Source organism: Corynebacterium sp. HMSC068G04, from assembly GCF_001814885.1.
Taxonomy (GTDB): domain Bacteria; phylum Actinomycetota; class Actinomycetes; order Mycobacteriales; family Mycobacteriaceae; genus Corynebacterium; species Corynebacterium hiratae.
Genome location: NZ_KV818291.1, coordinates 52,936 through 76,299, shown reverse-complemented (window position 1 = coordinate 76,299; position 23,364 = coordinate 52,936). Strand labels below are relative to the sequence as shown.

The 23,364-nt window shown below is 61.3% G+C and carries 20 protein-coding genes and 1 pseudogene; 13 read left to right on the top strand and 8 right to left on the bottom strand.

Annotated features, from left to right (window positions below):
* Both HMPREF2993_RS00555 and HMPREF2993_RS00550 read right to left on the bottom strand, forming a co-directional pair.
* Positions 1-354: a hypothetical protein gene (locus HMPREF2993_RS00555; RefSeq protein WP_070516928.1), complete on the bottom strand. Its 354-nt coding sequence runs from the start codon at positions 352-354 to the stop codon at positions 1-3.
* A gap of 288 nt (positions 355-642) precedes the next feature.
* On the bottom strand, positions 643-1,503 hold the full coding sequence (locus HMPREF2993_RS00550) for a peptidylprolyl isomerase (RefSeq protein WP_046648581.1): 861 nt from the start codon (positions 1,501-1,503) through the stop codon (positions 643-645).
* A gap of 106 nt (positions 1,504-1,609) precedes the next feature.
* Here HMPREF2993_RS00550 and tpx point away from each other — a divergent pair, with 106 nt between their 5' ends.
* Genes tpx through hisS form a run of 3 tightly spaced genes read left to right on the top strand, consistent with a single transcriptional unit; the run spans position 1,610 to position 4,034 of the window.
* On the top strand, positions 1,610-2,107 hold the full coding sequence (gene tpx, locus HMPREF2993_RS00545) for a thiol peroxidase (RefSeq protein ID WP_070513221.1): 498 nt from the start codon (positions 1,610-1,612) through the stop codon (positions 2,105-2,107).
* Entirely contained in the window at positions 2,107-2,751 is a 645-nt protein-coding gene (locus HMPREF2993_RS00540) for an MBL fold metallo-hydrolase (RefSeq protein ID WP_070513224.1), read from the top strand. The genes tpx and HMPREF2993_RS00540 overlap by 1 nt, the downstream gene beginning before the upstream one ends.
* A 5-nt stretch (positions 2,752-2,756) precedes the next feature.
* A complete protein-coding gene (gene hisS, locus HMPREF2993_RS00535; RefSeq protein WP_046648575.1) occupies positions 2,757-4,034 on the top strand; it encodes a histidine--tRNA ligase in 1,278 nt (425 codons plus the stop codon).
* Here the strand turns inward: hisS and HMPREF2993_RS00530 are convergent.
* From HMPREF2993_RS00530 to HMPREF2993_RS00505, 6 genes are all read right to left on the bottom strand, one after another.
* Entirely contained in the window at positions 4,031-5,440 is a 1,410-nt protein-coding gene (locus HMPREF2993_RS00530) for an L-serine ammonia-lyase (RefSeq protein WP_070700405.1), read from the bottom strand. The two genes, hisS and HMPREF2993_RS00530, sit on opposite strands and share 4 nt — an antisense overlap.
* A gap of 73 nt (positions 5,441-5,513) precedes the next feature.
* Entirely contained in the window at positions 5,514-6,191 is a 678-nt protein-coding gene (locus HMPREF2993_RS00525; RefSeq protein ID WP_049154570.1) for an FMN reductase, read from the bottom strand.
* Positions 6,192-7,298: an LLM class flavin-dependent oxidoreductase gene (locus HMPREF2993_RS00520; protein WP_070700401.1), complete on the bottom strand. Its 1,107-nt coding sequence runs from the start codon at positions 7,296-7,298 to the stop codon at positions 6,192-6,194.
* Between the two features lie 45 nt (positions 7,299-7,343).
* The gene (locus tag HMPREF2993_RS00515; RefSeq protein WP_070700398.1) at positions 7,344-8,066 is read right to left on the bottom strand and encodes a CBS domain-containing protein; all 723 of its coding nucleotides are present in this window, start codon (positions 8,064-8,066) and stop codon (positions 7,344-7,346) included.
* 138 nt (positions 8,067-8,204) lie between these two features.
* Positions 8,205-9,794: an inorganic phosphate transporter gene (locus tag HMPREF2993_RS00510; protein ID WP_198525934.1), complete on the bottom strand. Its 1,590-nt coding sequence runs from the start codon at positions 9,792-9,794 to the stop codon at positions 8,205-8,207.
* 337 nt (positions 9,795-10,131) lie between these two features.
* Positions 10,132-11,025, bottom strand: a complete 894-nt coding sequence (locus HMPREF2993_RS00505; protein ID WP_070679762.1) for a KPN_02809 family neutral zinc metallopeptidase — start codon at positions 11,023-11,025, stop codon at positions 10,132-10,134.
* 233 nt (positions 11,026-11,258) lie between these two features.
* On the opposite strand from HMPREF2993_RS00505, the gene aspS reads away from it, so the two are divergent.
* The 10 genes and pseudogenes from aspS to HMPREF2993_RS00455 all read left to right on the top strand — a co-directional run bounded on the left by aspS (position 11,259) and on the right by HMPREF2993_RS00455 (position 23,293).
* A complete protein-coding gene (gene aspS, locus HMPREF2993_RS00500; RefSeq protein WP_049154574.1) occupies positions 11,259-13,079 on the top strand; it encodes an aspartate--tRNA ligase in 1,821 nt (606 codons plus the stop codon).
* A 64-nt stretch (positions 13,080-13,143) separates the two neighbouring features.
* Positions 13,144-14,361 carry a phosphotransferase family protein gene (locus tag HMPREF2993_RS00495; protein ID WP_070516934.1) on the top strand — a complete coding sequence of 406 codons (1,218 nt, stop codon included), beginning with the start codon at positions 13,144-13,146 and terminating at the stop codon, positions 14,359-14,361.
* Positions 14,361-15,715: pseudogene (locus tag HMPREF2993_RS00490) on the top strand (replication-associated recombination protein A). The gene HMPREF2993_RS00495 and the pseudogene HMPREF2993_RS00490 overlap by 1 nt, the downstream one beginning before the upstream one ends.
* A gap of 67 nt (positions 15,716-15,782) precedes the next feature.
* A complete protein-coding gene (gene alaS, locus HMPREF2993_RS00485; protein ID WP_070700395.1) occupies positions 15,783-18,470 on the top strand; it encodes an alanine--tRNA ligase in 2,688 nt (895 codons plus the stop codon).
* Positions 18,471-18,528: 58 nt separating this feature from the next.
* Entirely contained in the window at positions 18,529-19,077 is a 549-nt protein-coding gene (gene ruvX, locus HMPREF2993_RS00480) for a Holliday junction resolvase RuvX (RefSeq protein WP_070700392.1), read from the top strand.
* 22 nt (positions 19,078-19,099) lie between these two features.
* Complete coding sequence (gene mltG, locus HMPREF2993_RS00475) at positions 19,100-20,275, top strand: endolytic transglycosylase MltG (protein WP_070513327.1); 1,176 nt, start codon at positions 19,100-19,102, stop codon at positions 20,273-20,275.
* Positions 20,276-20,279: 4 nt separating this feature from the next.
* Positions 20,280-21,086 (top strand): shikimate dehydrogenase, encoded by an 807-nt coding sequence (locus HMPREF2993_RS00470; RefSeq protein ID WP_070700389.1) that lies wholly within the window; start codon positions 20,280-20,282, stop codon positions 21,084-21,086.
* A 45-nt stretch (positions 21,087-21,131) separates the two neighbouring features.
* On the top strand, positions 21,132-21,524 hold the full coding sequence (locus tag HMPREF2993_RS00465) for a prepilin peptidase (protein WP_070700386.1): 393 nt from the start codon (positions 21,132-21,134) through the stop codon (positions 21,522-21,524).
* Between the two features lie 51 nt (positions 21,525-21,575).
* Positions 21,576-22,787, top strand: a complete 1,212-nt coding sequence (gene aroC / locus HMPREF2993_RS00460; protein ID WP_070700383.1) for a chorismate synthase — start codon at positions 21,576-21,578, stop codon at positions 22,785-22,787.
* A complete protein-coding gene (locus HMPREF2993_RS00455) occupies positions 22,784-23,293 on the top strand; it encodes a shikimate kinase (RefSeq protein WP_070516947.1) in 510 nt (169 codons plus the stop codon). The genes aroC and HMPREF2993_RS00455 overlap by 4 nt, the downstream gene beginning before the upstream one ends.
* The last annotated feature ends 71 nt before the right edge of the window (positions 23,294-23,364 follow it).

Genomic DNA, 23,364 nt, shown 5'->3' with positions numbered 1-23,364 from the left:
TTACTTCGCGTTAGGAGCGAAGTTCTTCTGGTAGAAGGCGAAGACGGTGCCCAGAGCGCCGATGATGGCGGTGAAGACTGCGATCCAGTCGCGGATCTCAGACGGCTTCATGTCGGTGATGGAGGAACCCTCAGAGTCGTTGGAGGAGGAAGAAGAGGACTCCTCTTCCTTCTCCTTGTCGTTCTCGGACTCGGAGTTGTCGGTCTCCTTGTTGTTGTCCGTGGTGGACTCGGAGTCTGCGGACTCGTTGGTTACGACTGCGGTGTCCTCAGCGGAAGCAACGGACACGCCGGACAGGGAAACGGTTGCAGCGGTAGCGGCAGCAACAAGGGCCTTACGGGAGAAGAACTTCATTCTCGTTCCTTAAGATCTCGGGAATTTCAAAGACCTCACAGATGCTACTGAGACATTGTGCGATTTGCAAGAGATTTGGCAATTAGTTGGTGAGTCTGTGTATCTGCTGGCCGCCGTATGTGAGCTGCGGATATTAAACAGAGGTGCCTGTGGTGGGTGAGTGGTTTGCCAAATGAACTGCTCAAGGCTAAGAAATTCTTAGTACCGGGCGGGGTGGGGCGGAGTGGTAAAGAAATAGCCCCGCTCGCTGAACGCGAGTGGGGCTAGTCACCGTAAAGGGGGTAAAACTTATCCCTCGATGGTTGCCTTGGTGATGCGCACCTCTTCGGCGGGCTCTCCGTCAGACTGTCCATCCTTGACGCCCTTAGCAGCGATAGCGTCGATGGTCTTCTGACCCTTCTCCGTCAAATCACCAAAGTAGGTGTAGGAGGGAGGAAGCGTCGAGTCCTTGTAGTTAATGAAGAACTGCGAACCGTTGGTATCTTCGCCGGCGTTGGCCATCGCGATGGAGCCCTTCGGGTACAGGGCAGGCTGTGCCTTGGCGGCATCGTCAGACTCATCGGTGGGGTACTCGTTGGCAAACTGGAAGCCTGGTCCACCGGCGCCCTGGCCGGTCGGGTCGCCACACTGCAGAACGAAGATGCCGCCATCGGTCATGCGGTGGCACACGGTGTCGTCATAGTACTTGGCCGAAATCATGTCCGTGATTGCGTTGACGGTACACGGAGCTAGGGAGCGGTCGAGGGTCATCTCGATGTCGCCCTGCTTGGTGGCGAAGTTGACGGTCACCTCACCCTTGGCTGGAATGTCCTTGCCGTTAGGCGTAGGCACCTCACGGGAGGCGTCACCTGCTTCTGGGTATTCACACGTTACGGTGTCACCCAGCGGTGTGGCACGCTTGCCGATCAAAGGCTCGGCGGTGGGGGCTTCGGTTGTGGTCTCCGCGGCCGAGCTCTCCTCGGCCTGAATCTCCTCTTCCTCCGACGAGCGGGTAGCCAAGAACCAGATTCCGCCGACGAGGGCAATAATGACGACGGCTGCCATCACAACAACGCCAAGTGGGCGGCTCTTCTGTTTACGGTCGCGGGACTTCAGCTCGCGATCGAGCTGGTTGAGCGCATCATCCAAGCGCTGGCTGTTAGTAGACACCTATGTTTCCTCCACAGTGGTGGTTCACAACTTTCGACTCACCTATCCTAACCGCACCGTCCTACATCATGGCGCGACGCCCCGCGCGTCAGTACGCTTGGGTGCCATGGCTACAACGAATTTTCAGAATGAACCCGTCGAAACCAACGCCGAGCTGCCCAAGGTTGGTGAGGTCCTGCCGGACTTCACCCTTGTCGGTACCGATCTGGCAGAGCTGACCAAGGCAGACTTCGCCGGCAAGCGCCTCGTCGTTTCATGCTTCCCATCCGTCGACACTGGTGTGTGCGCGGCGCAGCTGCGCAAGTTCAACGAGGAGGCGGCTGGACTGGAGAACACTGTTGTTCTGTCTGTCTCTCGTGACCTGCCGTTCGCACAGGAGCGTTTCTGCGCAGCTGAGGGCATTGAGAATGTCGTCAGCGCCTCTGACTTCCGCTCTGACTTCGCGGATAAGCTGGGCCTCGTGCTAGAGGGGTCCCCACTCAAGGGCCTGTTCGCCCGCGCGGTCATCGTCACCGACGAGGACCACAAGGTGACCTACACCGAGCTGGTTCCGGAGGTCACGACTGAGCCGGACTACGACGCAGCTTTGGCATCGCTCAAGTAATGCCCGCTCCCGAAATCTACGGTTTCGCCGCCGGGCCTTATAAAACCAACACTTATGTGGTGGCTAACGGATCCCGGGCGTTCATCGTGGACCCAGGGATGCACACGCGCGAGAAGCTTGAGCAGCTCGCGCGTGAGAAGTCCTTGGAGTTTGAGGCCGTCGTGCTCACCCACGGCCACATTGACCACACGCGCGATGCCGCCGAGTTCGACCTACCGGTCTACATCCACCCAGATGACGCGTTTATGCTTGTGGATGGCTCCGGTGTGTCCCCCGAATCGCAGATGCTCTTTGCTGCCGCCTCCATGAAGCAGGTGGCGGACCGTCGCGACTTGATCGGCGGAGAAACGTTGAATCTGGTTGGCCTTGAGTTCAAGCTGCTCCATGCACCAGGTCACTCGCCCGGATGCGTCATTCTCGTGGCTGAGGAGGTTGCCCTGACGGGCGACGTGCTGTTTAAGGGTTCCATCGGGCGCACCGACTTGCCGCACTCCGACCACGCCGCGATGCAGCGTTCCTTGCGCGGCCCGGTGTGGGGCCTCGATGACTCCCTTGCTATCTTGCCGGGCCATGGCCCGACCACGACTATGCGTCGTGAACGCGCGACTAATCCGTTTCTACGCGCAGCGGGGGATGTACTCTAAAGGGCGTGAGTGATAAGAAGCAGTTCAAAGCCCTGTCCGCGCCCAAAGGTGTGCCGGACTACGTCCCGCCGCAATCGGCCATCTTTGCCAAGGTGCGCGACACCTTCGTGCACCAGGCACACCTGTCCGGCTTCCAACACATCGAGCTCCCTATCTTCGAGGACACCTCGTTGTTCGCCCGCGGTGTGGGGGAGTCCACGGATGTTGTGTCCAAGGAAATGTACACCTTCGCCGATCGTGGCGATCGTTCCGTGACACTGCGCCCAGAAGGCACCGCTGGTGTCATGCGTGCGGTCATTGAACACAACCTCGACCGCGGCCAACTGCCGGTCAAGCTGAACTACTATGGTCCTTTCTTCCGTTACGAGCGCCCGCAGGCGGGCCGTTACCGCCAGCTGCAGCAGGTCGGAGTGGAGGCCATCGGCGTGGATGATCCGGCGCTGGACGCAGAGATCATTGCCTTGGCGGATCGCTCCTACCGCAGCCTAGGCCTGAGCCAATTCCGCCTTGAGCTGACCAGCTTGGGTGACCACGACTGCCGCCCGGCCTACCGCGAGAAGCTGCAGGAGTTCCTGTTCAAGCTGGATCTAGACGAAGAAACCAGGGCCCGCGCGGAGCTGAACCCGCTGCGCGTGCTCGATGACAAGCGCCCGGAAGTCCAGGAGCAGCTTGTCGACGCCCCCCTGATGCTCGACCACCTCAATGCCGAGTGCCGCGAGCACTTTGAGACGGTCACTGGCCTGCTCGATGACATGGGCGTGCCCTACACCATCAACCCGCGCATGGTCCGCGGTCTCGATTACTACACGAAGACCTGTTTCGAATTCGTCCACGATGGCCTCGGCGCGCAGTCCGGCATTGGCGGCGGCGGCCGCTACGACGGGCTCATGGCTCAGCTCGGCGGACAGGAGTTGTCCGGTATCGGCTACGGCCTCGGAGTGGACCGCACGGTTTTGGCCCTGGAAGCCGAGGGCGTGGAGCTCGACGGCGTCGAAGAGCGCGTGGCCGTTTATGGCGTTGCTTTGGGCGCTGCGGCAAAGAAGAAGATGGTCAGCATCATTGATGACCTCCGCAAGGCCGGTATTTCCGCGGACATGTCCTTCGGTGACCGCGGCCTCAAGGGCGCAATGAAGGGCGCTGACCGCGCTAACGCGCGTTTCGCCCTCGTCCTCGGTGACCAAGAGCTAGAGGCCGGCACCGTGGCGCTCAAGGATCTTCGCGCGCACGAGCAGCACGACGTCCCCGTGGGGGACGTCGTCAAGCAGCTTCGTCAGCTGGTTTAGCACTCCACCTGGGAGACGGTGAAGCCCATCGTCTTCGCTAGGCCACCGAGCGAGGTCTCCTTGTACTTGGAGAGCATGTCGCGCCCCGTTTCGGCCATCGTGCGTACCGCGTTATCGAGGGTAACGTGGTGCGTTCCCTCGCCCATGCGGGCTAGGCGTGCGGCGTTGATGGACTTGACGGCACCGATGGCGTTGCGCTCGATGCAGGGAATCTGCACGAGGCCGCCGACCGGGTCGCAGGTCAAGCCGAGGTTGTGCTCAAGCGCGATCTCGGCAGCATTCTCTACCTGCTCCGGAGTTCCCCCAAGCAGTTCGGCCATGCCGGCCGCCGCCATGGAGGAGGCGGAGCCTACCTCACCCTGGCAGCCCACCTCGGCGCCTGAAATGGAGGCATTGGACTTGATGATGATGCCAACGGCACCCGCGGTCAGCAGGTAGCGGCGGGCATCGGCGCGCGTGAAGTCCGCCATGAAGTCGCGGGCATAATGGAGCACTGCCGGGATGATGCCACAAGCACCATTCGTCGGCGCCGTGATGACGCGGCCGCCGGCGGCATTCTGCTCGTTGACGGCGAGCGCGTAGAGGTTTACCCACTCCATCGCAGAGAAGCCACAGGATTCGTCGTCCTGCTTGGCCAACAACTGTTGGTACATCTGCGGCGCGCGGCGGTTGACGCGCAGGCCACCAGGCAAGATTCCCTTGGTGGAGATTCCCTCGGTCACGCATTCGCGCATAATGTCCCACACAAGGTCGAGGTGTTGGTAGACGTAGTCGAGACCGCCCTCGTCGCGGTGAAGCACAGCCTCGTTTGCCGCAACGATCTCCCAAATGGCCATGTCATTGGCAGCGCACAGGTGAAGCAGGTGCTCACCCGATTGGAACTCATAAGGAACGGTGTCCTCAGCAGTCGCCGCGGCGACACCTGCTGGAACGCCGGAGTCGGTTTGAAGCTGGGCATCAAACTCCTCGCGGGACAGGATGAACCCGCCACCGACGGAGAAATACTCCGCGTTCTCGGCGAGGATGGAGCCGTCTTTGTCCCAAGCAGTGAAAATGAGGCAGTTCGGGTGCTCGGGCACCGGCTCGTTGTTGAATTCGATGCTGTAGTCCACCTCGCCTGCCGGGCCGCTGATGCTGCCCTCGGTAGGGATGAAGGCATCGGCGCGTGGCTCAGCATCGAGCGGAACGGAGAGCGGATCCCAACCGGCGAGGCCTAGAATGACGGCCCGGTCCGTAGCGTGTCCACGGCCGGTAGCGGACAAAGAGCCACGCAGTTCGATGTGGACCTTTGCCGGGTGTTGCTCAAGGGTCTCGAGGAAGGCCTTAGCAGCACGCATCGGGCCCACGGTGTGGGAGGAGGAGGGACCGATACCGATCGAGAAGATGTCGGTCACGCTAATTGTCATGGGGGGTTAAACCTCCTTAGAAGCGTTAGATAAGTTACGCCTTACGATAGTACCGAGCGCCCCCAGTAGTTGCTTAGCCCGGTTGGCCGTCGTGGCGGGACAGGAGTTCGCGGAATCCCCCTGAGCCCGAATCAGGTGCCTTCCCGGTAGAACCCTGGTGCGTGTTGCGCGGTTCGCCGAGAGAGCCGGCAAGGCCAGCTACGCGGTCGAGCGGGCGCACCATGAGGTCTGCGAGCTCGCCCGTGGCGCGCTCGATGCGCTTTTCATTGCGCGCGCCCTCAGCAGTGCCAAAGTCTTCCGTGGCCTGGAAGATCCCGGTGGGGACCACCGTGGCATGCAAGTAATTGAGTAGTGGGCGCAGGGCATAATCCAACACCAAGGCGTGACGGCTGGAGCCGCCCGTGGCCGCGATGAGGGTTGGAAGCCCCTCCAGGGAATGTGGCTCCAAGGTGTCGAAGAACATCTTGAACAGTCCCGAGTAACTGCCCTGGAACACGGGACTGACCGCGATGAGGCCGTCGGCATCCAGCACCGCGGACTGAGCCGCGTTAAGGCGGGGCGTGGGCGAAACCCAGTTCGTCATTGCTTCAGCTAGCTCGCTCGCGAGGTCCCGGAGCTCCACGACGGTGATGTCGGTGCCTTCGCCCCGCGCGGTGACGTGGGCGGAGGTGGCGGCCGAGAGGGCGTCGGCAAGCGCGCGCGTCGAGGACGGCGATGACAACCCGGCCGTAACGACAACGAGTGACCGCATCTACTTCTCCTCTCCAGGATTGACCAACGCGTGTGGCTCATAACTACCGAGCGTGGCGTGCGTTGGTGGGTCAGAAGGTACATGATCCGGGCGGCGTTCCTCAAAGCGGCGGCGCAGCTCAGGGACGACCTGCGTCCCTAGAATCTCAATCTGCTCCAGCACCACCTCTTGCGGGAGGCCGGCATGATCGATAAGGAAGAGCTGGCGCTGATAGTCGCCCACCCAGTCGGCGAACTGCAGGGTTCGTTCTACCACCTGCTCCACCGTGCCTACCGTCAGCGGGGTTTGTGCGGTGAATTCTTCCAAGGAAGGGCCGTGGCCGTAGACCGGAGCGTTGTCGAAGTAGGGGCGGAAGAAATCCTTCGCCTCCTGCTCGGTAGACCCGATGAAGACGTGCCCGCCGAGGCCCACGATGGCCTGATCCGCGCGACCATGACCGTAGGATTCGTAGCGGGTGCGGTAGAGGTTCACCATTTTCGCGGTGTGTTCCTTGTTCCAGAAGATGTTGTTGTGGAAGAAACCATCACCGTAATAGGCCGCCTGCTCAGCGATCTGCGGGGAGCGGATGGATCCGTGCCACACAAAGGGCGGGATACCGTCAAGCGGGGCTGGCGTGGAGGTGAATCCCTGCAGTGGGGTGCGGAACTTTCCTTGCCAGGACACGACAGGTTCGCGCCAGAGGCGGCGCAACAGGTGATAGTTCTCCACCGCCAGAGGGATGCCTTCGCGGATATCTTTGCCAAACCACGGGTAAACCGGACCGGTGTTACCGCGGCCCAACATGAGATCGATGCGCCCGTCAGCCAGGTGCTGGAGAAAAGCGTAGTCCTCTGCAAGCCGGACGGGGTCGTTGGTGGTGATCAGCGTGGTGGCAGTGGAGAGGTGCAGGTTCTTCGTCTGCGCCGCGATGTAGGCCAGATGGGTGGTGGGTGCGGACGGGACGAAGGGTGGGTTGTGGTGCTCGCCGGTGGCGAAGACGTCGAGGCCCACCTCCTCTGCCTTGAGGGCGATTTCTGTCATAGCGCGGATGCGCTCGGCCTCGGTGGGGGTGCGACCGGTGGTGGGATCTTGCGTGACATCACCGATGCTAAAGACTCCAAATTGCATGCCATACTCCTCTCTGTGACATGTCAACAAAGTTTAGCCGGGTAATTATTCCCACTCAAGGGCGTCGACCAAGACTGCAAGATCCGCTGGCGTTGCGATGGCGAGCGGGCGCTGCGAAGGCTTGCCCTGCTCGGTAAGGAGAACCGCACTAGGATGCGTGCCGTCCGCCGCGGGTTCGGTGAGGGCATCGATGACCTCTTGCGCACTGGCGGTGCGGGGAAGGAACTCGGCCCTGTCCTTCTTCTCTGCAAACTCTAGAACGGCGCTAATCGACGCCGCGTTGACCACACCATCGTCTCCCAAATCTGCTGCGACCCAGCGGGCGATGACATTGGTCGTGAGGAGGGCTTGGTAAGCGCCGGAATCATAAATCGGGATCTGCGAATAGCCGGTCCTATTAATGAGCCGGAGAGCCTCTATGATCGGGGTATCGGGGCCAAGTGTGGTGACCTCACGGTTGGCGAGTAAGGACTGTGCCGTGGGCGGATCTGTAAGAAGCCGCTGGAGGTTCTCTAGCTGCGCCAGCACCTGTGGGTGCGGGGTAGCGATGGGCTCGCCGTCGAAATAGCGGCCGTGGGCGATGGCGTTGCGCAGATTACCTAAGTCCTTGAGCTGCTCTGCCTGGCGCTTGCTGAGCAGGTGTTTGTCGTGTGCGCGGTCGACAATCCACCAGAAGGAGTCGGAGTTCTTGGCCCCGACGGCCTGGCGGAGAAACTGCTCAATGTCGTTGAATGCGGAAAAGAATCTGGCCAGGGAGTTATCGCTCATGCCGTCCCAGTGTACGGGTGCTCTCAAACCCCAGTGGTCGCTGGTGGACAGAGAAAACAAAGAAGCCGCGAGTATCCCGAGGCGGCAGGAGACTCGCGGCGACTGGGTACGATGCCCTGTGCGCGTGTTGTGTTGAGACTAGAACACGACGCGCAGGATGGAGACCGTCACAGCTGCGATGGCAGCGGCGGCTGGGAGAGTGATGACCCATGCGAGGGCGATGGGCTTCATCAGGTTCCAGTTAGCAGCGCGGTTGACGATGCCGACGCCAAGGACAGCACCGATGAGGATGTGCGTCGAGGAAACCGGGAGGCCTAGGAGGGAGGCTGCCATGACAACGGCAGCGGCAGCCAGCTCAGCGGCGAAACCGGAGGAGGGGTGCATCTGGGTCAGGCCGGAACCGACGGTCTGGATAACGAAGCGGCCGATGAACCACAGGCCAGAAACGAGGGCAATGCCCATAGCCACCATGACCGGCAGCGGGACGGTGACTTCGTCAGAAATCCGGTTGGTCTGCAGGACATCGAAGACGGCGGCGAAGGGGCCGATGGCGTTGGCGATGTCGTTCGAGCCGTGCGAGAACGCGAAGGCGGAGGCGGTGAAGACCTGCATCCAAGAGAAGAGGAGGAAGGTGGAGCGGGACAGGGACTTCTTCTTCAGAGAGCGGGCGAAGATGAAGACGGCCATCCAGACCACGGCACCTACCATGCCCATGACAAGGAGGTTCTCAAGTGTGGAGAAGTCAACGCCGGTGTTCTTGAGGCCCTTGAAGAGCATCATCGCGGAGATGATAACAGCGCCCAATGCTGCCAGCAGCGGGACCCAGTTCTCTAGTGCGCGGTGCGCGTTGACGTCCTCGAGATCCTTGTTGAGGTTGTGCAAATCTCGGTAGTAGTCGGACTCGAGCGCCTCTGGATCGTAATCATCTTCCGCGGTGAGGGCGGCATCACGGGCCATGGCGTTGGTGTAGGAAATCTGCTGCAGCTCGTTCATGCGCTCGAAGCGGGTCTTGTGCTCCTTGCGCAGCTCAGCGCGGCGAACCTTGATGTCGCGCAGACGCTCGTCTGCGGCGTCGTTGTAGACGAGGATGGAAGCCTTAATCCACCTAAACAGCAGGTAAGCGGCAACACCGCCAAGAACTGGTGAAAGTACCCAGGAGAAAGCAATGGTGCCAATGCCGCCCCACTGCACCATGTCCATTCCGCCCTTGCCGGTGACGAAGCCGACGGTCAGCGCGGCGCCGACGATACCGCCGACGATGGAGTGGGTCGTAGAAACCGGCCAGCCCATGCGGGTAGCGACGAGCAGCCAGATGGCCGCGCCGAGCAGCGACGCCATCATGATGTAGACGAACTCCATGGGGTCGAGCCCGTCAATGGCGTCGAGGTCCACAATGCCGGAGCGGACGGTGTCGGTAACCTCGCCGCCGGCGAGGATCGCGCCGGATACCTCAAAAACCGCCGCAACAGCGAGGGCCTGCTTCATAGAGAGGGTTCCCGCACCCACGGAGGTACCGAAAGAGTTGGCGACGTCATTGCCACCAATGTTGAAGGCCATGAATACGGCGAAGATGATCGCGGTAACAAGGACGATCTTGTTAGCGCCCTCAGCAACCTCTCCGTTGCCCCAAATGATGAAGAGGACAAGAGTAACAGCGGTGATGGCGCCGAAGAACAAGTGCCAAATCCAGTCCTTGTTCTTACCATTCATCGTTTCGAGATCAGGCATCGTCGGCGTGGCGGTGCTCAAAACGTCGTTCCTTTCATGAAGAGAACGCTGCGTGATGAGGAAGCGCGGGCTGCCGCGGGCAAGGTAAAAGCGTCAATAATGATGGGGATTAACGTACCTGCTGCGGTGCAGGTGATGACATCACGCACAGTTCTTTTATGTTTTTAAAGACAGAGCGGATCCCACCACGAACCGGCGGGAACTTGATCAGGGTAAAGCATCAAGATTGCCGGCAGGTAAACACCTCATGTATTTGAATTTAATCTGCACATTTTGTGGCACATTTGGGGGTGGTGTGGCCTTTCGGTGGACACACCAACATTTTTGACGCTCGGTATTAAGACTTATATACGCCTCGACCCAAAGTGTCGCACTGCTCCATCTTTCCGCTGTTATATCCGGCGAGGAAGGATTGTGCTCGGTCCTCAGAGGAGCCGTGTGTCCAGGTATCGGGGCGTACCTCGCCGCCAGAGCGGCGCTGGATGTTGTCGTCGCCCACGGCGCGGGCAGTGTTGACGGCGTCGGTGACCTGCTGTTCGGTGATCGTTTCGAGCAAAGCATCCTCACCCTTGTCGGCGTAGTGTGCCCACAGTCCGGCATAGCAATCCGCTTGCAGCTCAATCTTCACTGCGTTGGAGTCCTCGCCGGGTTCGTTGTAATTGGACAAGCTGAGTGTGCCCTCTAGCTTCTGAATGTGGTGGCCAAATTCGTGGGCGACGATATACATCTGTGCCAGAGGTGCATTATCCCCACCGAAGTTGCGGAGCTGATCGAAGAACGCGGTGTCGAAATAGGCGGACTCATCGGCCGGGCAGTAGAACGGCCCGGTGGCGCCGGAGGCTTGGCCACAGCCGGACATAGTGGTGTTGTTAAAGATGACGCGGCCGGGTTCGACGTACTCGATGCCTGCCTGATCCGGCAGCTGCTGGGTCCAGACCTTGTCGACGGACTGGGCGGCGAACATGACGCGGCAGTCGTCGTACTTATTGCCGTCCTCGGCAGTTTGGCAGTGTGCGAAGGCATCCTCTCCGCTTTCCTCTGGGCCGACCTGGGTTTGGTCGGGCTGAGGGCTGCTTTCGGTGATGTCACCAAGATCGCCGCCAAGCAAGAGATAGAGGCCAATGAGGAGGAGGGAACCAATGCCGCCGCCGGTAGCGATCATGCCGCCGCGGCCCCCGCCGCCGGAGCTTGCTCGCTTGCCATCAAAGTTGGCGCCAGATTTGAAAGTCATGGTCCAGATTTTGCCATATGCGGGCGGTGATGTGCGTGTGATGAGGGGAGCTGCGTCAAGCGGGGGTACCAGTGCTCGACGTTCGGCGGCGCTCGGTGTTTACCCCAGCGCTGAGCAAGTCTGGCGCGAGCGGTAGACTTGGGCCGTTCAAGTTCTTGCATCCCTCGGCGCGTGCTGTCTACGCGTGGCGTGTGTGGGTGCGAGCGTCAACGATGAGAAGGGATTGAACGAGAGTGCTGCGTACACATTTGGCAGGCGAACTGCGCAAAGAGATGGCGGGGGAGACCGTCACCCTGACGGGTTGGGTGGCGCGCCGTCGCGACCACGGCGGTGTTATCTTCATTGACCTGCGTGATCGCTCCGGCGTTGCCCAGGTGGTTTTCCGTGAATCCGAGGTGGCTGAGCGCGCCCACGATCTGCGCTCCGAATACTGCGTTAAGGTCACCGGCGTGGTGGAGCCCCGTCCAGAGGGTTCCGCTAACGCGAACCTGGCCTCCGGTGAGATTGAGGTCAACGTTACGGATCTGGAAGTGCTCAACAAGTCTGCAGCGCTGCCATTCCAGATCGATGATCCTTCTTCCTCCGGTGAGGTCGGCGAGGAGACCCGTCTGAAGTACCGCTACCTCGATCTGCGTCGGGAGCGCCAGCACGAGGCTCTGCGCCTGCGCTCGGCAGCTAACCGCGCCGCTCGCCAGGTCCTGGATAGCCATGATTTCACTGAAATCGAAACCCCGACCCTGACCCGTTCCACCCCGGAGGGCGCTCGTGACTTCCTCGTGCCCGCCCGCCTCAAGCCGGGCAGCTGGTACGCACTCCCGCAGTCGCCGCAGCTGTTTAAGCAGCTGCTCATGGTGGCCGGCATGGAGCGTTACTACCAAATCGCTCGCTGCTACCGCGATGAGGACTTCCGCGCGGACCGTCAGCCGGAGTTTACACAGCTCGACGTCGAGATGTCCTTCGTTGATCAGGACGATGTGATCGCTCTCGCGGAAGAAATCATCTCCGCCCTGTGGAAGCTCATCGGCTACGAGATCAAGACACCGATTCCGCGCATGACCTACGCAGACGCTATGAAGTACTACGGTTCCGATAAGCCGGACCTGCGCTTCGACATCAAGATCGTGGAATGCACCGAGTTCTTCAAGGACACCACTTTCCGCGTGTTCCAGAACGAGTACGTTGGCGCCGTCGTCATGGAAGGCGGAGCTTCCCAGCCGCGCCGTCAGTTCGATGCGTGGCAGGAATGGGCAAAGCAGCGCGGTGCGAAGGGCCTGGCTTACATCACCATCGCTGAGGACGGCACCTTGGGCGGCCCAGTGGCCAAGAACATTACTGATGCCGAGCGCGAGGGCATTGCTGAGCACGTCGGCGCCAAGCCGGGTGACGCCATCTTCTTCGCGGCTGGTGACACCAAGTCTTCTCGCGCTCTTCTGGGTGCAGCACGCGGCGAGATTGCAAAGAAGCTGGATCTCATCAAGGACGGCGACTGGGCCTTCACCTGGGTTGTGGACGCACCACTGTTCGAGCCTGCCGCTGATGCCACCGCCTCCGGCGACGTGGCTCTGGGCCACTCCAAGTGGACTGCGGTACACCACGCCTTCACTTCGCCGAAGCCGGAGTATCTGGACAACTTCGACGAGAACCCGGGTGAGGCGCTGGCCTACGCCTACGACATCGTCTGCAACGGCAACGAGATCGGCGGCGGATCTATCCGTATCCACGACCAGGACGTGCAGAAGCGTGTCTTCGACGTTATGGGCATCGGTGAGGAAGAAGCACAGGAAAAGTTCGGCTTCCTGCTCGACGCTTTCCAGTTTGGTGCCCCGCCGCACGGTGGTATCGCGTTCGGTTGGGACCGCATTGTCTCCCTGCTGGGCGGTTTCGACTCCATTCGTGACGTCATCGCCTTCCCGAAGTCCGGTGGCGGCGTGGATCCATTGACCGATGCTCCGGGCACCATTCCTGCCGAGCAGCGCAAGGAGACCGGCGTGGATTTCAAGCCGGAGAAGGCAGCCAAGGCCGCTCAGGGCGACAAGGCAGGGAAGGAGTCCTAGGTCGCTCAACTCGGTGATGTAGTTGGGCCTTCGATATGTGGAAGCAGGCAAGCAAGTGAATCCGATGGGACACGAGTCCAAGAAAAAATCTGTGGCGGATGCCGTGGTGGCGGAAGCCTCACAGATGCTCTCGCGCCGCTTTGGCGGGGAGCCTGAGCTTAGTGACGTCGAGCAACTCACTGGTTCGGGCAACGCCGTGGTGCTTCGTGCCCGCACGTCACCGAGTGCCTTTTTCCCGCATCGTTCGGTGGTCATCAAGTACAACCCAGTCACCGGGCACACCATTGATGACGCCGCCCTTCTGCGTGAGGTGGTGGCCTATCAGTTCACCACAGCGTTGTCCGAAGAGGTTCGCCCAGGCCCAGTACTGCTCGCACACGACGTCGAGAAGCGCATCTTGGTGCTGTCTGACGCCGGCGATGGCGACACCCTGGCGGACACTCTTGCCCGCAGCAATGACGAAGAACGCGGAGAGCTGCTCAGGTCCCTGGGCGGCGCGCTGGGCAAAATGCACGCGGGCACGGCTGGGCGCGAAGAGGATTACGAGGCTCTGCTGAACCGGCAGTTGCGCCGGCATCCCGAATACGCCGAGCACCAAGCCCTGCGGGATGAGTCTCTGAAAAGCTCCATCCTGATCGGTGCGGACATCCTCAGCGAAGCAGGACTGGAGCCACCAGAGCACGTCCGCGAACTAGCCCGCACCGCCATGCAGAGCTTTAGTTCTGGCCGCAACCGCGCTTTTACGCCCTTCGATCTGTCCCCAGACAACATCATCGTGGGGACAACACTGACCTTCCTGGATTATGAGTGGGCCGGTTTTCGCAACGTGGGCTTTGATGTAGCCTGCGTTGTCGCCGGCTTCCCACAGTTCCTCTTCAGCCGCCCGATTACGGATTCTGAGGCGGACGTCTTCATCCAAGCCTGGCAGCGCCGGGTCGTCGACGTGTGGCCGCAGCTGGCGGATGAGAAAACACTGCATGAGCTGATAGTCGCTTGTCTCATTGGTTGGGCTTTGTCGAGCGTGACCACCATGTATGCCGGTGGGATTGAAGGGGTAGTAGCACTGGCGGAGGGTAACGCCGAGATTTATCGTGACCCGCGTCGCTCGCTGCTGCGCCGCTCCGATCACGGCCCGTTCAGCGAGGATGAGCTCTTGATTCGGCGCGACCTTTATGAAACTTTCGAAGCGCTCTCACGTTTTGCCGCGCAGTGTAAGCACGATGGGTGCTCGACTGTTGCCGCTTTCGGTCGCGCTGTGGCCTCCCGTCTCCGGGAGTCCTGATGGGGCAGGAGTCACTCTTCGGCGACGACCAATCAGCGCCAAGCCTGCCGGGTGGCCCCGATATTTTTGCGACTCATTCGGGGTCACCGCTGGCCGCGCGCATGCGGCCGCAAAGCCTCGACGAAGTAGTGGGCCAAAGCACCTTCTGGAACCCGGGACTCCGCTGCGGCGCCTCGTCGAGGGCTCCGGCGAGGCCTCCGTCATCCTGTACGGCCCGCCAGGCACCGGAAAGACGACCCTGGCTTCGCTGATCGCGTCCTCTCTGGGGGATAACTTCATCGGCCTGTCCGCCCTCGACTCCGGCGTCAAGCAGGTACGGGAAGTCATCACGCATGCTCGCCGCGAGCTGATTGAGGGCCGCCGCACAGTGCTCTTTATCGATGAGGTGCACCGCTTTTCCAAAACCCAGCAGGACGCATTGCTGGCTGCGGTGGAAAACCGGACGGTGCTACTCGTGGCAGCTACCACCGAGAACCCCTCCTTCTCCGTGGTGGCGCCTCTGCTCTCGCGTTCGCTGCTGCTGCACTTGGAGCCGCTTGACGACGCCTCCCTGCGCACTCTCGCCGAGCGAGCGCTGACGAGCGAGCGCGGCTTAGCCGGGCGGATCACCGCAACGGAAGACGCTCTGGACCAACTGGTGCTGCTCGCCGGGGGAGATGCGCGGCGAACGCTGACCTACCTCGAGGCTGCGGCCGAGGCGGTACCGGATGGCGGCGAGCTGACCGTTGACATCCTTAAAGACAACGTCAACCGCGCCGTGGTGCGCTATGACCGTGACGGCGATCAGCACTATGACGTCGTTTCCGCGTTCATCAAGTCCATCCGCGGCTCCGACGTGGACGCCGCATTGCACTACCTTGCCCGCATGATTGAGGCCGGCGAAGACCCGCGCTTCATTGCGCGCCGGCTCATCGTGCACGCCTCAGAGGACATTGGGATGGCCGACCCCACCGCGCTACCCACCGCCGTGGCCGCCGCGGAGGCCGCTGCGCTGATCGGCCTGCCCGAGGCGCGCATCCCGCTGGCTCAGGCCACGATCCACCTGGCTACTGCGCCGAAGTCGAATTCCGTTATTAATGCCATCAATTCTGCTCAGGCCGATGTCCGGGCCGGTAAGAGCGGTTACGTCCCGCCGCACTTGCGCGACGGGCACTACGAGGGTGCTAAGCGCCTAGGTAACGCCGTCGGCTATCAGTACCCGCATGATGATCCACGCGGTGTTCTAGCCCAGCAGTATCTGCCGGAGACGCTGGCCGATGCCGAGTATTATCAGCCCACCGACCACGGAGCGGAAAAGCGCGTGCGCGAGTACCTGGGAAGGTTGCGGGACATCATCCGGGGGCGGCGTCGCTAAGCACAGCACCGGACGGGTAAAGTTGAGCGCTGACTAGAAACCTCTCAACAGTGAAGGACTTTTGCTCGTGAAGACTCATGAGATCCGGGAACGCTTTACCCAGCACTTCGTCAAGGCCGGCCACGAAGCCGTCCCCAGCGCGTCGCTGATCCTGGATGACCCGAACCTGCTCTTCGTCAACGCCGGCATGGTTCCCTTCAAGCCCTACTTCTTGGGCCAGCAGAACCCGCCTTTTGCTAACGGTACGGCGACCTCCATCCAGAAGTGCGTGCGCACCTTGGATATCGAGGAAGTAGGCATCACCCCCCGCCACAACACCTTCTTCCAGATGGCAGGCAACTTCTCCTTTGGCCAGTACTTCAAGGAGGGTGCTATCACCCACGCCTGGAACCTGTTGACGAACTCGGTAGAGGATGGCGGCTTGGGGCTAGATCCCGAGCGTTTGTGGGTCACGGTCTACCTCGATGATGATGAGGCAGCCGATATCTGGCACAACAAGATCGGTGTTCCCCGCGAGCGCATTCAGCGCCTCGGCATGGAGGATAATTACTGGTCCATGGGTATTCCTGGCCCGTGCGGTCCGTGCTCTGAGATTTACTATGACCGTGGTCCGGAATATGGTCAGGACGGTGGGCCCGTCGCGGACGATAACCGCTACATGGAGATCTGGAACCTGGTCTTCATGCAGAACGAGCGCGGCGAAGGCATCGGCAAGGGCAACTTTGAGATTCTCGGCCCGTTGCCTAAGAAGAACATCGATACCGGCATGGGCATCGAGCGCGTTGCCTGCATCCTGCAGGGCGTGGACAACGTCTACGAGACGGATCTGCTGCGCCCGGTCATTGACGTTGCCGAGGAACTCACCGGGGCGAAATACACGCCCGATGCGCCGAAGGAAGACTTGATCCGCTTCCGCGTGGTGGCGGACCACTCGCGCACCGGCATGATGCTCATCCTGGATGGCGTTACCCCCGGTAACGAGGGCCGTGGCTATATCCTGCGCCGACTGCTGCGCCGTATCATCCGCTCCGCCAAGCTGCTGGGTGCGAAGGGTGAGACCATGGAACGCTTCATGAACACCATCATGGACACCATGACTCCGTCCTACCCGGAGATTGCGGAGAACCGTGAGCGCATCCTGCGCGTCGCCGTGGCGGAGGAGAAGGCCTTCCTCAAGACCCTGGAGTCGGGCACCAAGCTTTTCGACGAAGCTGTCGACGAGCTAAAGAGCACCTCCCGCGCGGCCACCCCGAAGGTGCTGTCCGGTGAGAAGGCGTTTGAACTGCACGATACCTATGGATTCCCCATCGACTTGACATTGGAGATGGCCCAAGAAGCTGGCCTTAGCGTGGACATGGAGGGCTTTGATGCCGCCATGGGCGAGCAGCGCCGCCGTGCCAAAGCTGATAACCAGGCTAAGAAGCATGGTCACGCCGACTTGTCGCTCTACCGCGAGTGGGTGGATAACCATCCGACTCTGTTCACGGGCTACGAGACCTTGGAGTCCGAAGCCAAGGTACTCGGCCTCGTCCGCGATGGCGAGAAGGTCTCTGAAGTCCAAGCAGGCGACACCGTCGAGGTAATTCTGGACCAGTCGCCGCTCTACGCCGAAGCCGGTGGCCAGACCGCCGACCGAGGCCGGATCATTGCCGGTGAAACCCTCCTTGAGGTCAATGACGTGCAGAAGATCGGCAAGAGGCTGTGGGTCCACAAAGCTACGGTGACCGCTGGTGGCCTTGAACTGGGCACTGGCGTAACAGCCGAGGTAGACCAGCAGTGGCGCCACGGTGCCGTGCAGGCGCACTCCGCCACGCACCTCATCCACGCCGCGCTGCGCCAGGTGCTGGGGCCGACCGCTGTCCAGGCTGGCTCCTTGAACCGACCGGGTTACTTGCGCTTTGACTTTAACTACACCGACCAGCTCACCCAGGAGCAGCTCGATGAGATCGCTTTGGTGACTAACCAGGCGGTAGACCAGCACTTCCCGGTCAATACCATCGAGACTTCCTTGGACAAGGCCAAGGAGATGGGCGCGATGGCCCTGTTCGGTGAGAACTATGGTTCCGAGGTCCGCGTCGTGGAGATGGGAGGGCCCTTCTCCATCGAGCTGTGCGGCGGTACGCACGTGAAGAACACCGCAGAGATCGGTCCAGTGTCTGTCCTTGGTGAATCCTCCGTGGGTTCCGGTGCGCGCCGCATCGAGGCCTATTCGGGCTTGGATGCCTTCCGTTACTACTCCAAGGAAGCAGCCCTGGTGGAAGGTGTGTCTCGCGAGCTGAAGGTCCAGACCGAGGACCTGCCGGAGCGCATCGCGCAGCTGACGGAGAAGCTCAAGGCCGCAGAGAAGCAGATTGCAGAGCTGCACAAGGCCCAGCTCATGTCCCAGACTGCGGACATGATCTCTACGGCGAAGACCGTCAACGATTTCACCATCGTGGCCGTCAAGCTCCCTAAGGGTGTGAACGGTGGTGACCTGCGCACGCTGGCCTCTGATATCAAGAACCGCCTCGGTGATGTCGCCGGTGTGGTTGTCTTGGCATCGGAGAACGAGGGCGGCAAGCTGCCATTCATCGTGGGTGCTACGAAGCCCGCCATTGAGCGCGGTGTCAAGGCTGGTGACTTGGTTAAGCTGGTTTCCGGCTACGTTGACGGCAAGGGCGGCGGTAAGCCCGATATGGCTCAAGGCTCCGGCGCAAACGCCGAAGGTCTGCAGGCTGCCTTCGACGCAGTCCGTGATGAGCTCGAAACCCACTAATGGATGCGCACGAGTAGGTGTGCAGCAGTAGCTGACTCTCAGGACCAGGAGGAACACCATGGCCGTAGAGCCCGATAAGCCAGGAGCAGACGATCCCGGACCTGGGCGCCGGTTGGGTCTTGACGTCGGAACCGTCCGAATCGGCGTGGCGGTGTCCGATCGGGATGCCCGCCTGGCTATGCCGGTCGAGACCGTCCGCCGCGAAACCGGGTTTAAGGACCGCGACAAGGGTGACATCGACCGACTGCTTGAGCTTATTCACGAGTATGACGTCGTCGAGGTGGCAGTCGGTTTGCCGCGTGATCTCAAGGGCAACGGCTCATCAAGTGTTAAACATGCCAAAGAAATCGCGTTTCGTATCCGCCGCCGCTTGGCAAAAGATGACACGATAAACACACCTCCGCCTGTGCGCATGGTGGATGAGCGCCTCACCACAGTGGTGGCATCATCTGCACTGCGAGCCTCTGGCGTGTCAGAGAAACGCGGCCGTTCGGTTATCGACCAAGCTGCCGCGGTGGAAATTTTGCAATCCTGGCTGGATGCGCGCCATTTCGCGTTGAACGGCCACAGCCCTTCAAACCTAGGAGACGAAGTACGTGAGCCGTAAACCTTCACGCATCGGACGCTCGATGGAACCCCAGTACGTCAAGCGCCGCCAGCGCGGCATGGCCGTGCTTATTGCCAGCCTTGTCCTCATCATCGGCGGCCTCGGCTACATCGGTTTCCGCCTGTTGGGAGGGGGCAATACCTTGGACTATGAGGGACAAGGCAATGGTGTAACACAGCTCGTTCAGGTCCCGGAAGGCTCATCCATGGGAGAACTGGCACCCGAGTTAGCAGAAAAGAATGTGGTGAAGACGCCTGAGGCTTTCTCTTCGGCGGCCAATTCCAATCCGCGCGCGAGCCAAATCAAGCCCGGGTTTTACCGTCTCCAAGAGGAGATGAGCGCCAAATCCGCCGTGGAGGCACTGCTTGATGACGCCAACATGGTGGACCTGCTCGACGTGCACGGCGGAGCGACGTTGCTGGACGTCAACGTACTGGGGGGCGATGTCCGGTTTGGTATTTACTCTCTGATCTCACAGGTCTCCTGTAAGGAGGGCGGTTGCGTATCCGCCGAGGAACTGGAGAAGATCGCGGCCACGGTAGACCCAGCCGAACTGGGTGCTCCGGACTGGGCTGTGGAGGAGGTCCGTGCCCGCGGCGAGGATCCCAAGCGTATCGAGGGGCTTATCGCCCCGGGTCAGTACGTGCTTGACCCGAACATGGATGCCCAGGAGATCCTGACCGATCTCATCACTCGTTCGACGAAGAAGTACAACGACACCAACATTGTCGACCGCGCCCAGGCCATCGGCCTGAAGCCCTATGAGCTTCTGACCGCAGCATCCCTGGTGGAGCGTGAGTCGCCGGCCGGTGAGTTCGACAAGGTTGCCCGTGTCATCCTCAACCGCCTCGACGAGCCGATGCGCTTGGAATTGGACTCCACTGTGAACTACGGTCTCGAGGACGTCGAGCTGGCCACCACCGATGAGGACCGTAACCGCGAAACCCCGTGGAATACCTATGCGAAGGATGGTCTTCCGGATTCCCCGATCGCCTCGCCGTCGGAGGAGGCCATCCAGGCTATGGAGAACCCGGCAGAGGGCAATTGGCTCTTCTTCGTCACGGTTGATGACAAGGGCACGACGGTCTTTACCGACAACTATGATGAGCACCTCGCCAACGTCGATGATGCGGTGCGCTCTGGCATCCTGGACAGCCAGCGCGAAGGCGCCGGCGAGCCACCAGCAGAGGAGCAGTAATAGGATGCCGCGCGCCGCAGTTTTAGGCAGCCCCATCGAGCATTCGTTATCCCCGGTCCTCCATAAGGCCGGCTATGATGCGCTGAACCTGAAGGACTGGGATTACACCAGGTTCGAAGTGACCGACTTGGCTGCCTTCCTCGCCGAGGTAGGGGAAGAGTACCGAGGTTTCTCGGTGACCATGCCATTGAAGTTCGACGCCTTGGCTTGCGCAGACATCGTGAGCGAGCGCGTCGAGCTCATCGGCTCCGCGAATACCTTGGTGCGCACCCCGCAAGGGTGGCGCGCGGACAACACGGATACGGAAGGCGTGCTGGGCGCGCTCGACGAGCTGCTGGGGTCCTCTCAGCCCGCGACGGCTTTGCTCATCGGTGCAGGCGGTACTGCACGGCCGGTCCTGTGGGGACTAGCCCAGCGTGGTGTCACCGATGTCACCGTGCTCAATCGCTCCGACCGCCTCGACGAGCTACGCCCGCTGGGCGACGCCCTTGGCCTCTCCCTCCACCCAGCATCCTTTGGTGATGATCTCGCGGGGTTAGCGCGTTCGGTGGACCTCATCGTCTCCACTGTTCCCTCCGCCGCAGTGGAAGAGCATCTGACCCAGTTGGCCAAGGCTCCGGTGTTCGACGTTATCTACGATCCATGGCCTACGCCTTTAACTGTGTATGCGGCTGCTGATGGCTATCCGACCGTCGGCGGGCACATCATGCTGGCCAACCAGGCTTATTCGCAGTTTGAACAATTTACCGGGCACACCGCCCCGCGGGCAGAGATGCTGGCTGCTCTCAACGCTGCGCTCAAGCTGCCTTAATCAACAGCATGCGCGGCAGCACCCCGCACGGTAGGCTGCGCAGTCATGGGGGATGTGCTTTTTCTGGCGTGGGGGTGCGCCTTAATCGTTTATGACCTGCGTTTCAAACGCCTGCCCAACTATCTGACACTGCCGGCCGCCGTGCTGTCGCTGTGGTGGTTCGACCCAGCCGGGCTGCTATGGCCGGGGCTTTGTATTCTGGTTGCCTTGCTGAGCCGTGCCGGAAGCGTGGGCGGGGGTGATCTCAAGCTGGCGTTGCCACTGGGCATGGTGACCGCCCACGCGGCGGGAGTACCAGGGGTAGCGTTAGCGATGGTAGGGGCGTCGCTGAGCACGCTGCTCTGGGGGTTCATAACGCAGGATCGGAAACCCGCGCACGGGCCCGGCATGCTCATTGCTGCAGCCCTTGTCGTGTTCTTTAGCCCCGACACGGTGTGATAGACGGCCCAGTGCCCCCGAAAGATCCCCTAGCGTGTGATAATAGTCCGCATGCTTCGTTGGACTACCGCAGGTGAATCTCACGGCCAGGCACTCGTTGCACTCATCGAGCACATGCCCGCCGGGGTTCCCGTTTCCCAAGACGACATCGCTCTCCAGCTCTCTCGCCGCCGCCTCGGCTATGGCCGCGGTGCCCGCATGAAGTTCGAGGCCGATGAGCTCACCTTGCTCAGTGGCATTCGCCACGGACTGACTCTGGGCAGCCCAATTGCCATCATGATCGGCAACACGGAGTGGCCGAAGTGGACCACCATCATGTCCCCGGACGCGCTCGATCTCGATGACACGGAGACCGCTAAGGCGATGGCATCTGGCCGCGGCGCCCCGCTCACTCGTCCCCGCCCGGGGCATGCCGATTTCGCCGGCATGGTGAAGTTTGATCACGCGGAGGCTCGTCCGATTCTGGAGCGTTCCTCCGCACGCGAGACCGCTGCTCGCGTGGCCGCGGCCACGGTCGCGCGCAACTTCCTCCGCGAATCCTTGGGAGTCGAGGTGCTGTCTCACGTCATTTCCATCGGCGCCTCAGAACCTTATGAGGGCCCGCATCCTAGCTTCGCGGACCTTGAGGCTATCGACGCTTCACCGGTACGCGCCTGCGATAAGGCGGCGGAAGAGTCCATGATCGCAGAAATCGAAACCGCGAAAAAGCAGGGAGACACTCTGGGCGGCATTGTCGAGGTGATCGTGGAAGGCCTGCCGATTGGCTTGGGCTCGCACACCTCGGGTGAAGACCGCCTCGACGCACAGCTCGCCGCCGCCTTGATGGGTATTCAGGCGATCAAGGGCGTCGAGGTCGGCGATGGCTTCGCTGAGGCCCGCCGCCGCGGGAGCGAAGCGCACGATGAAATGGTCCGCACCGACAATGGCGTGGATCGTGAGACTAACCGCGCTGGTGGTCTGGAAGGCGGCATGACCAACGGCCAGACGCTGCGCATCCGCGCGGCGATGAAGCCGATTTCCACGGTCCCGCGTGCGCTCAAGACGGTTGACATGGCCACAGGCGGGGCGGCTACCGCTATTCACCAACGTTCCGACGTCTGCGCGGTACCGGCTGCCGGCGTCGTGGCAGAGGCGATGGTGGCGCTCGTTCTCGCGCGTGCGGTGCTGGAGAAATTCGGCGGCGATAGCCTCGCCGAAACCAAGCGCAACATCGCTGCCTACCAGGACTACGTGGCAGGCCGACTGGAGTGGGGTGACGCATGAACTCCCCACACGTCGTCCTTGTAGGACCTCCCGGTGCCGGCAAAACCACGATTGGTCGCCGCCTGTCGCGGGCACTGAACTGCGACGTTGTTGATACCGATAGCCTCATTGAGGCGCGCTATGGAAAGAAGTGCGGCGAGATTTTCTCCGAGCTGGGTGAGCCGGAATTCCGCGAAGTGGAAGCCGAGGTCGTGCGCGAGGCGCTGGCTACCACCGGGGTGGTGAGCCTAGGTGGCGGTGCCGTGCTGACAGAATCGACGCGGGACTTGCTCGATAGCCTGACCGTCGTCTACCTCGACATCACACCCGAAGAAGGCGTCACCCGCACGATGGGGGGTACCAGCCGCCCGATTCTCGAGTCGGCGGATCCCCTCGCGCGTTATTCCCAACTCTTGGAGGAGCGACGGCCGCTCTACACCAAGGTTGCGGATTTAAAGGTACGCACAGGCGTGCGCTCCCCGCAGCAGGTGGTGGGCGATATTTTGAGCTTCCTCGAGACTCTCTAAGACACCGGCTTATTGTCACTCCACCCCCGCGACGACTAATGAAGACGACTACTAGCGCTGCTGAAGGAGCC

Excerpts from the sequence above, each read along its gene's own strand:
- HMPREF2993_RS00555 (WP_070516928.1), bottom strand. The coding sequence starts at position 354 with ATGAAGTTCTTCTCCCGTAAGGCCCTTGTTGCTGCCGCTACCGCTGCA.
- tpx (WP_070513221.1), top strand. The coding sequence starts at position 1,610 with ATGGCTACAACGAATTTTCAGAATGAACCCGTCGAAACCAACGCCGAG.
- HMPREF2993_RS00540 (WP_070513224.1), top strand. The coding sequence starts at position 2,107 with ATGCCCGCTCCCGAAATCTACGGTTTCGCCGCCGGGCCTTATAAAACC.
- HMPREF2993_RS00530 (WP_070700405.1), bottom strand. The coding sequence starts at position 5,440 with ATGACAATTAGCGTGACCGACATCTTCTCGATCGGTATCGGTCCCTCC.
- HMPREF2993_RS00525 (WP_049154570.1), bottom strand. The coding sequence starts at position 6,191 with ATGCGGTCACTCGTTGTCGTTACGGCCGGGTTGTCATCGCCGTCCTCG.
- HMPREF2993_RS00520 (WP_070700401.1), bottom strand. The coding sequence starts at position 7,298 with ATGCAATTTGGAGTCTTTAGCATCGGTGATGTCACGCAAGATCCCACC.
- HMPREF2993_RS00515 (WP_070700398.1), bottom strand. The coding sequence starts at position 8,066 with ATGAGCGATAACTCCCTGGCCAGATTCTTTTCCGCATTCAACGACATT.
- HMPREF2993_RS00510 (WP_198525934.1), bottom strand. The coding sequence starts at position 9,794 with ATGCCTGATCTCGAAACGATGAATGGTAAGAACAAGGACTGGATTTGG.
- HMPREF2993_RS00505 (WP_070679762.1), bottom strand. The coding sequence starts at position 11,025 with ATGACTTTCAAATCTGGCGCCAACTTTGATGGCAAGCGAGCAAGCTCC.
- HMPREF2993_RS00495 (WP_070516934.1), top strand. The coding sequence starts at position 13,144 with ATGGGACACGAGTCCAAGAAAAAATCTGTGGCGGATGCCGTGGTGGCG.
- ruvX (WP_070700392.1), top strand. The coding sequence starts at position 18,529 with ATGGCCGTAGAGCCCGATAAGCCAGGAGCAGACGATCCCGGACCTGGG.
- mltG (WP_070513327.1), top strand. The coding sequence starts at position 19,100 with ATGGAACCCCAGTACGTCAAGCGCCGCCAGCGCGGCATGGCCGTGCTT.
- HMPREF2993_RS00470 (WP_070700389.1), top strand. The coding sequence starts at position 20,280 with ATGCCGCGCGCCGCAGTTTTAGGCAGCCCCATCGAGCATTCGTTATCC.
- HMPREF2993_RS00465 (WP_070700386.1), top strand. The coding sequence starts at position 21,132 with ATGGGGGATGTGCTTTTTCTGGCGTGGGGGTGCGCCTTAATCGTTTAT.
- aroC (WP_070700383.1), top strand. The coding sequence starts at position 21,576 with ATGCTTCGTTGGACTACCGCAGGTGAATCTCACGGCCAGGCACTCGTT.
- HMPREF2993_RS00455 (WP_070516947.1), top strand. The coding sequence starts at position 22,784 with ATGAACTCCCCACACGTCGTCCTTGTAGGACCTCCCGGTGCCGGCAAA.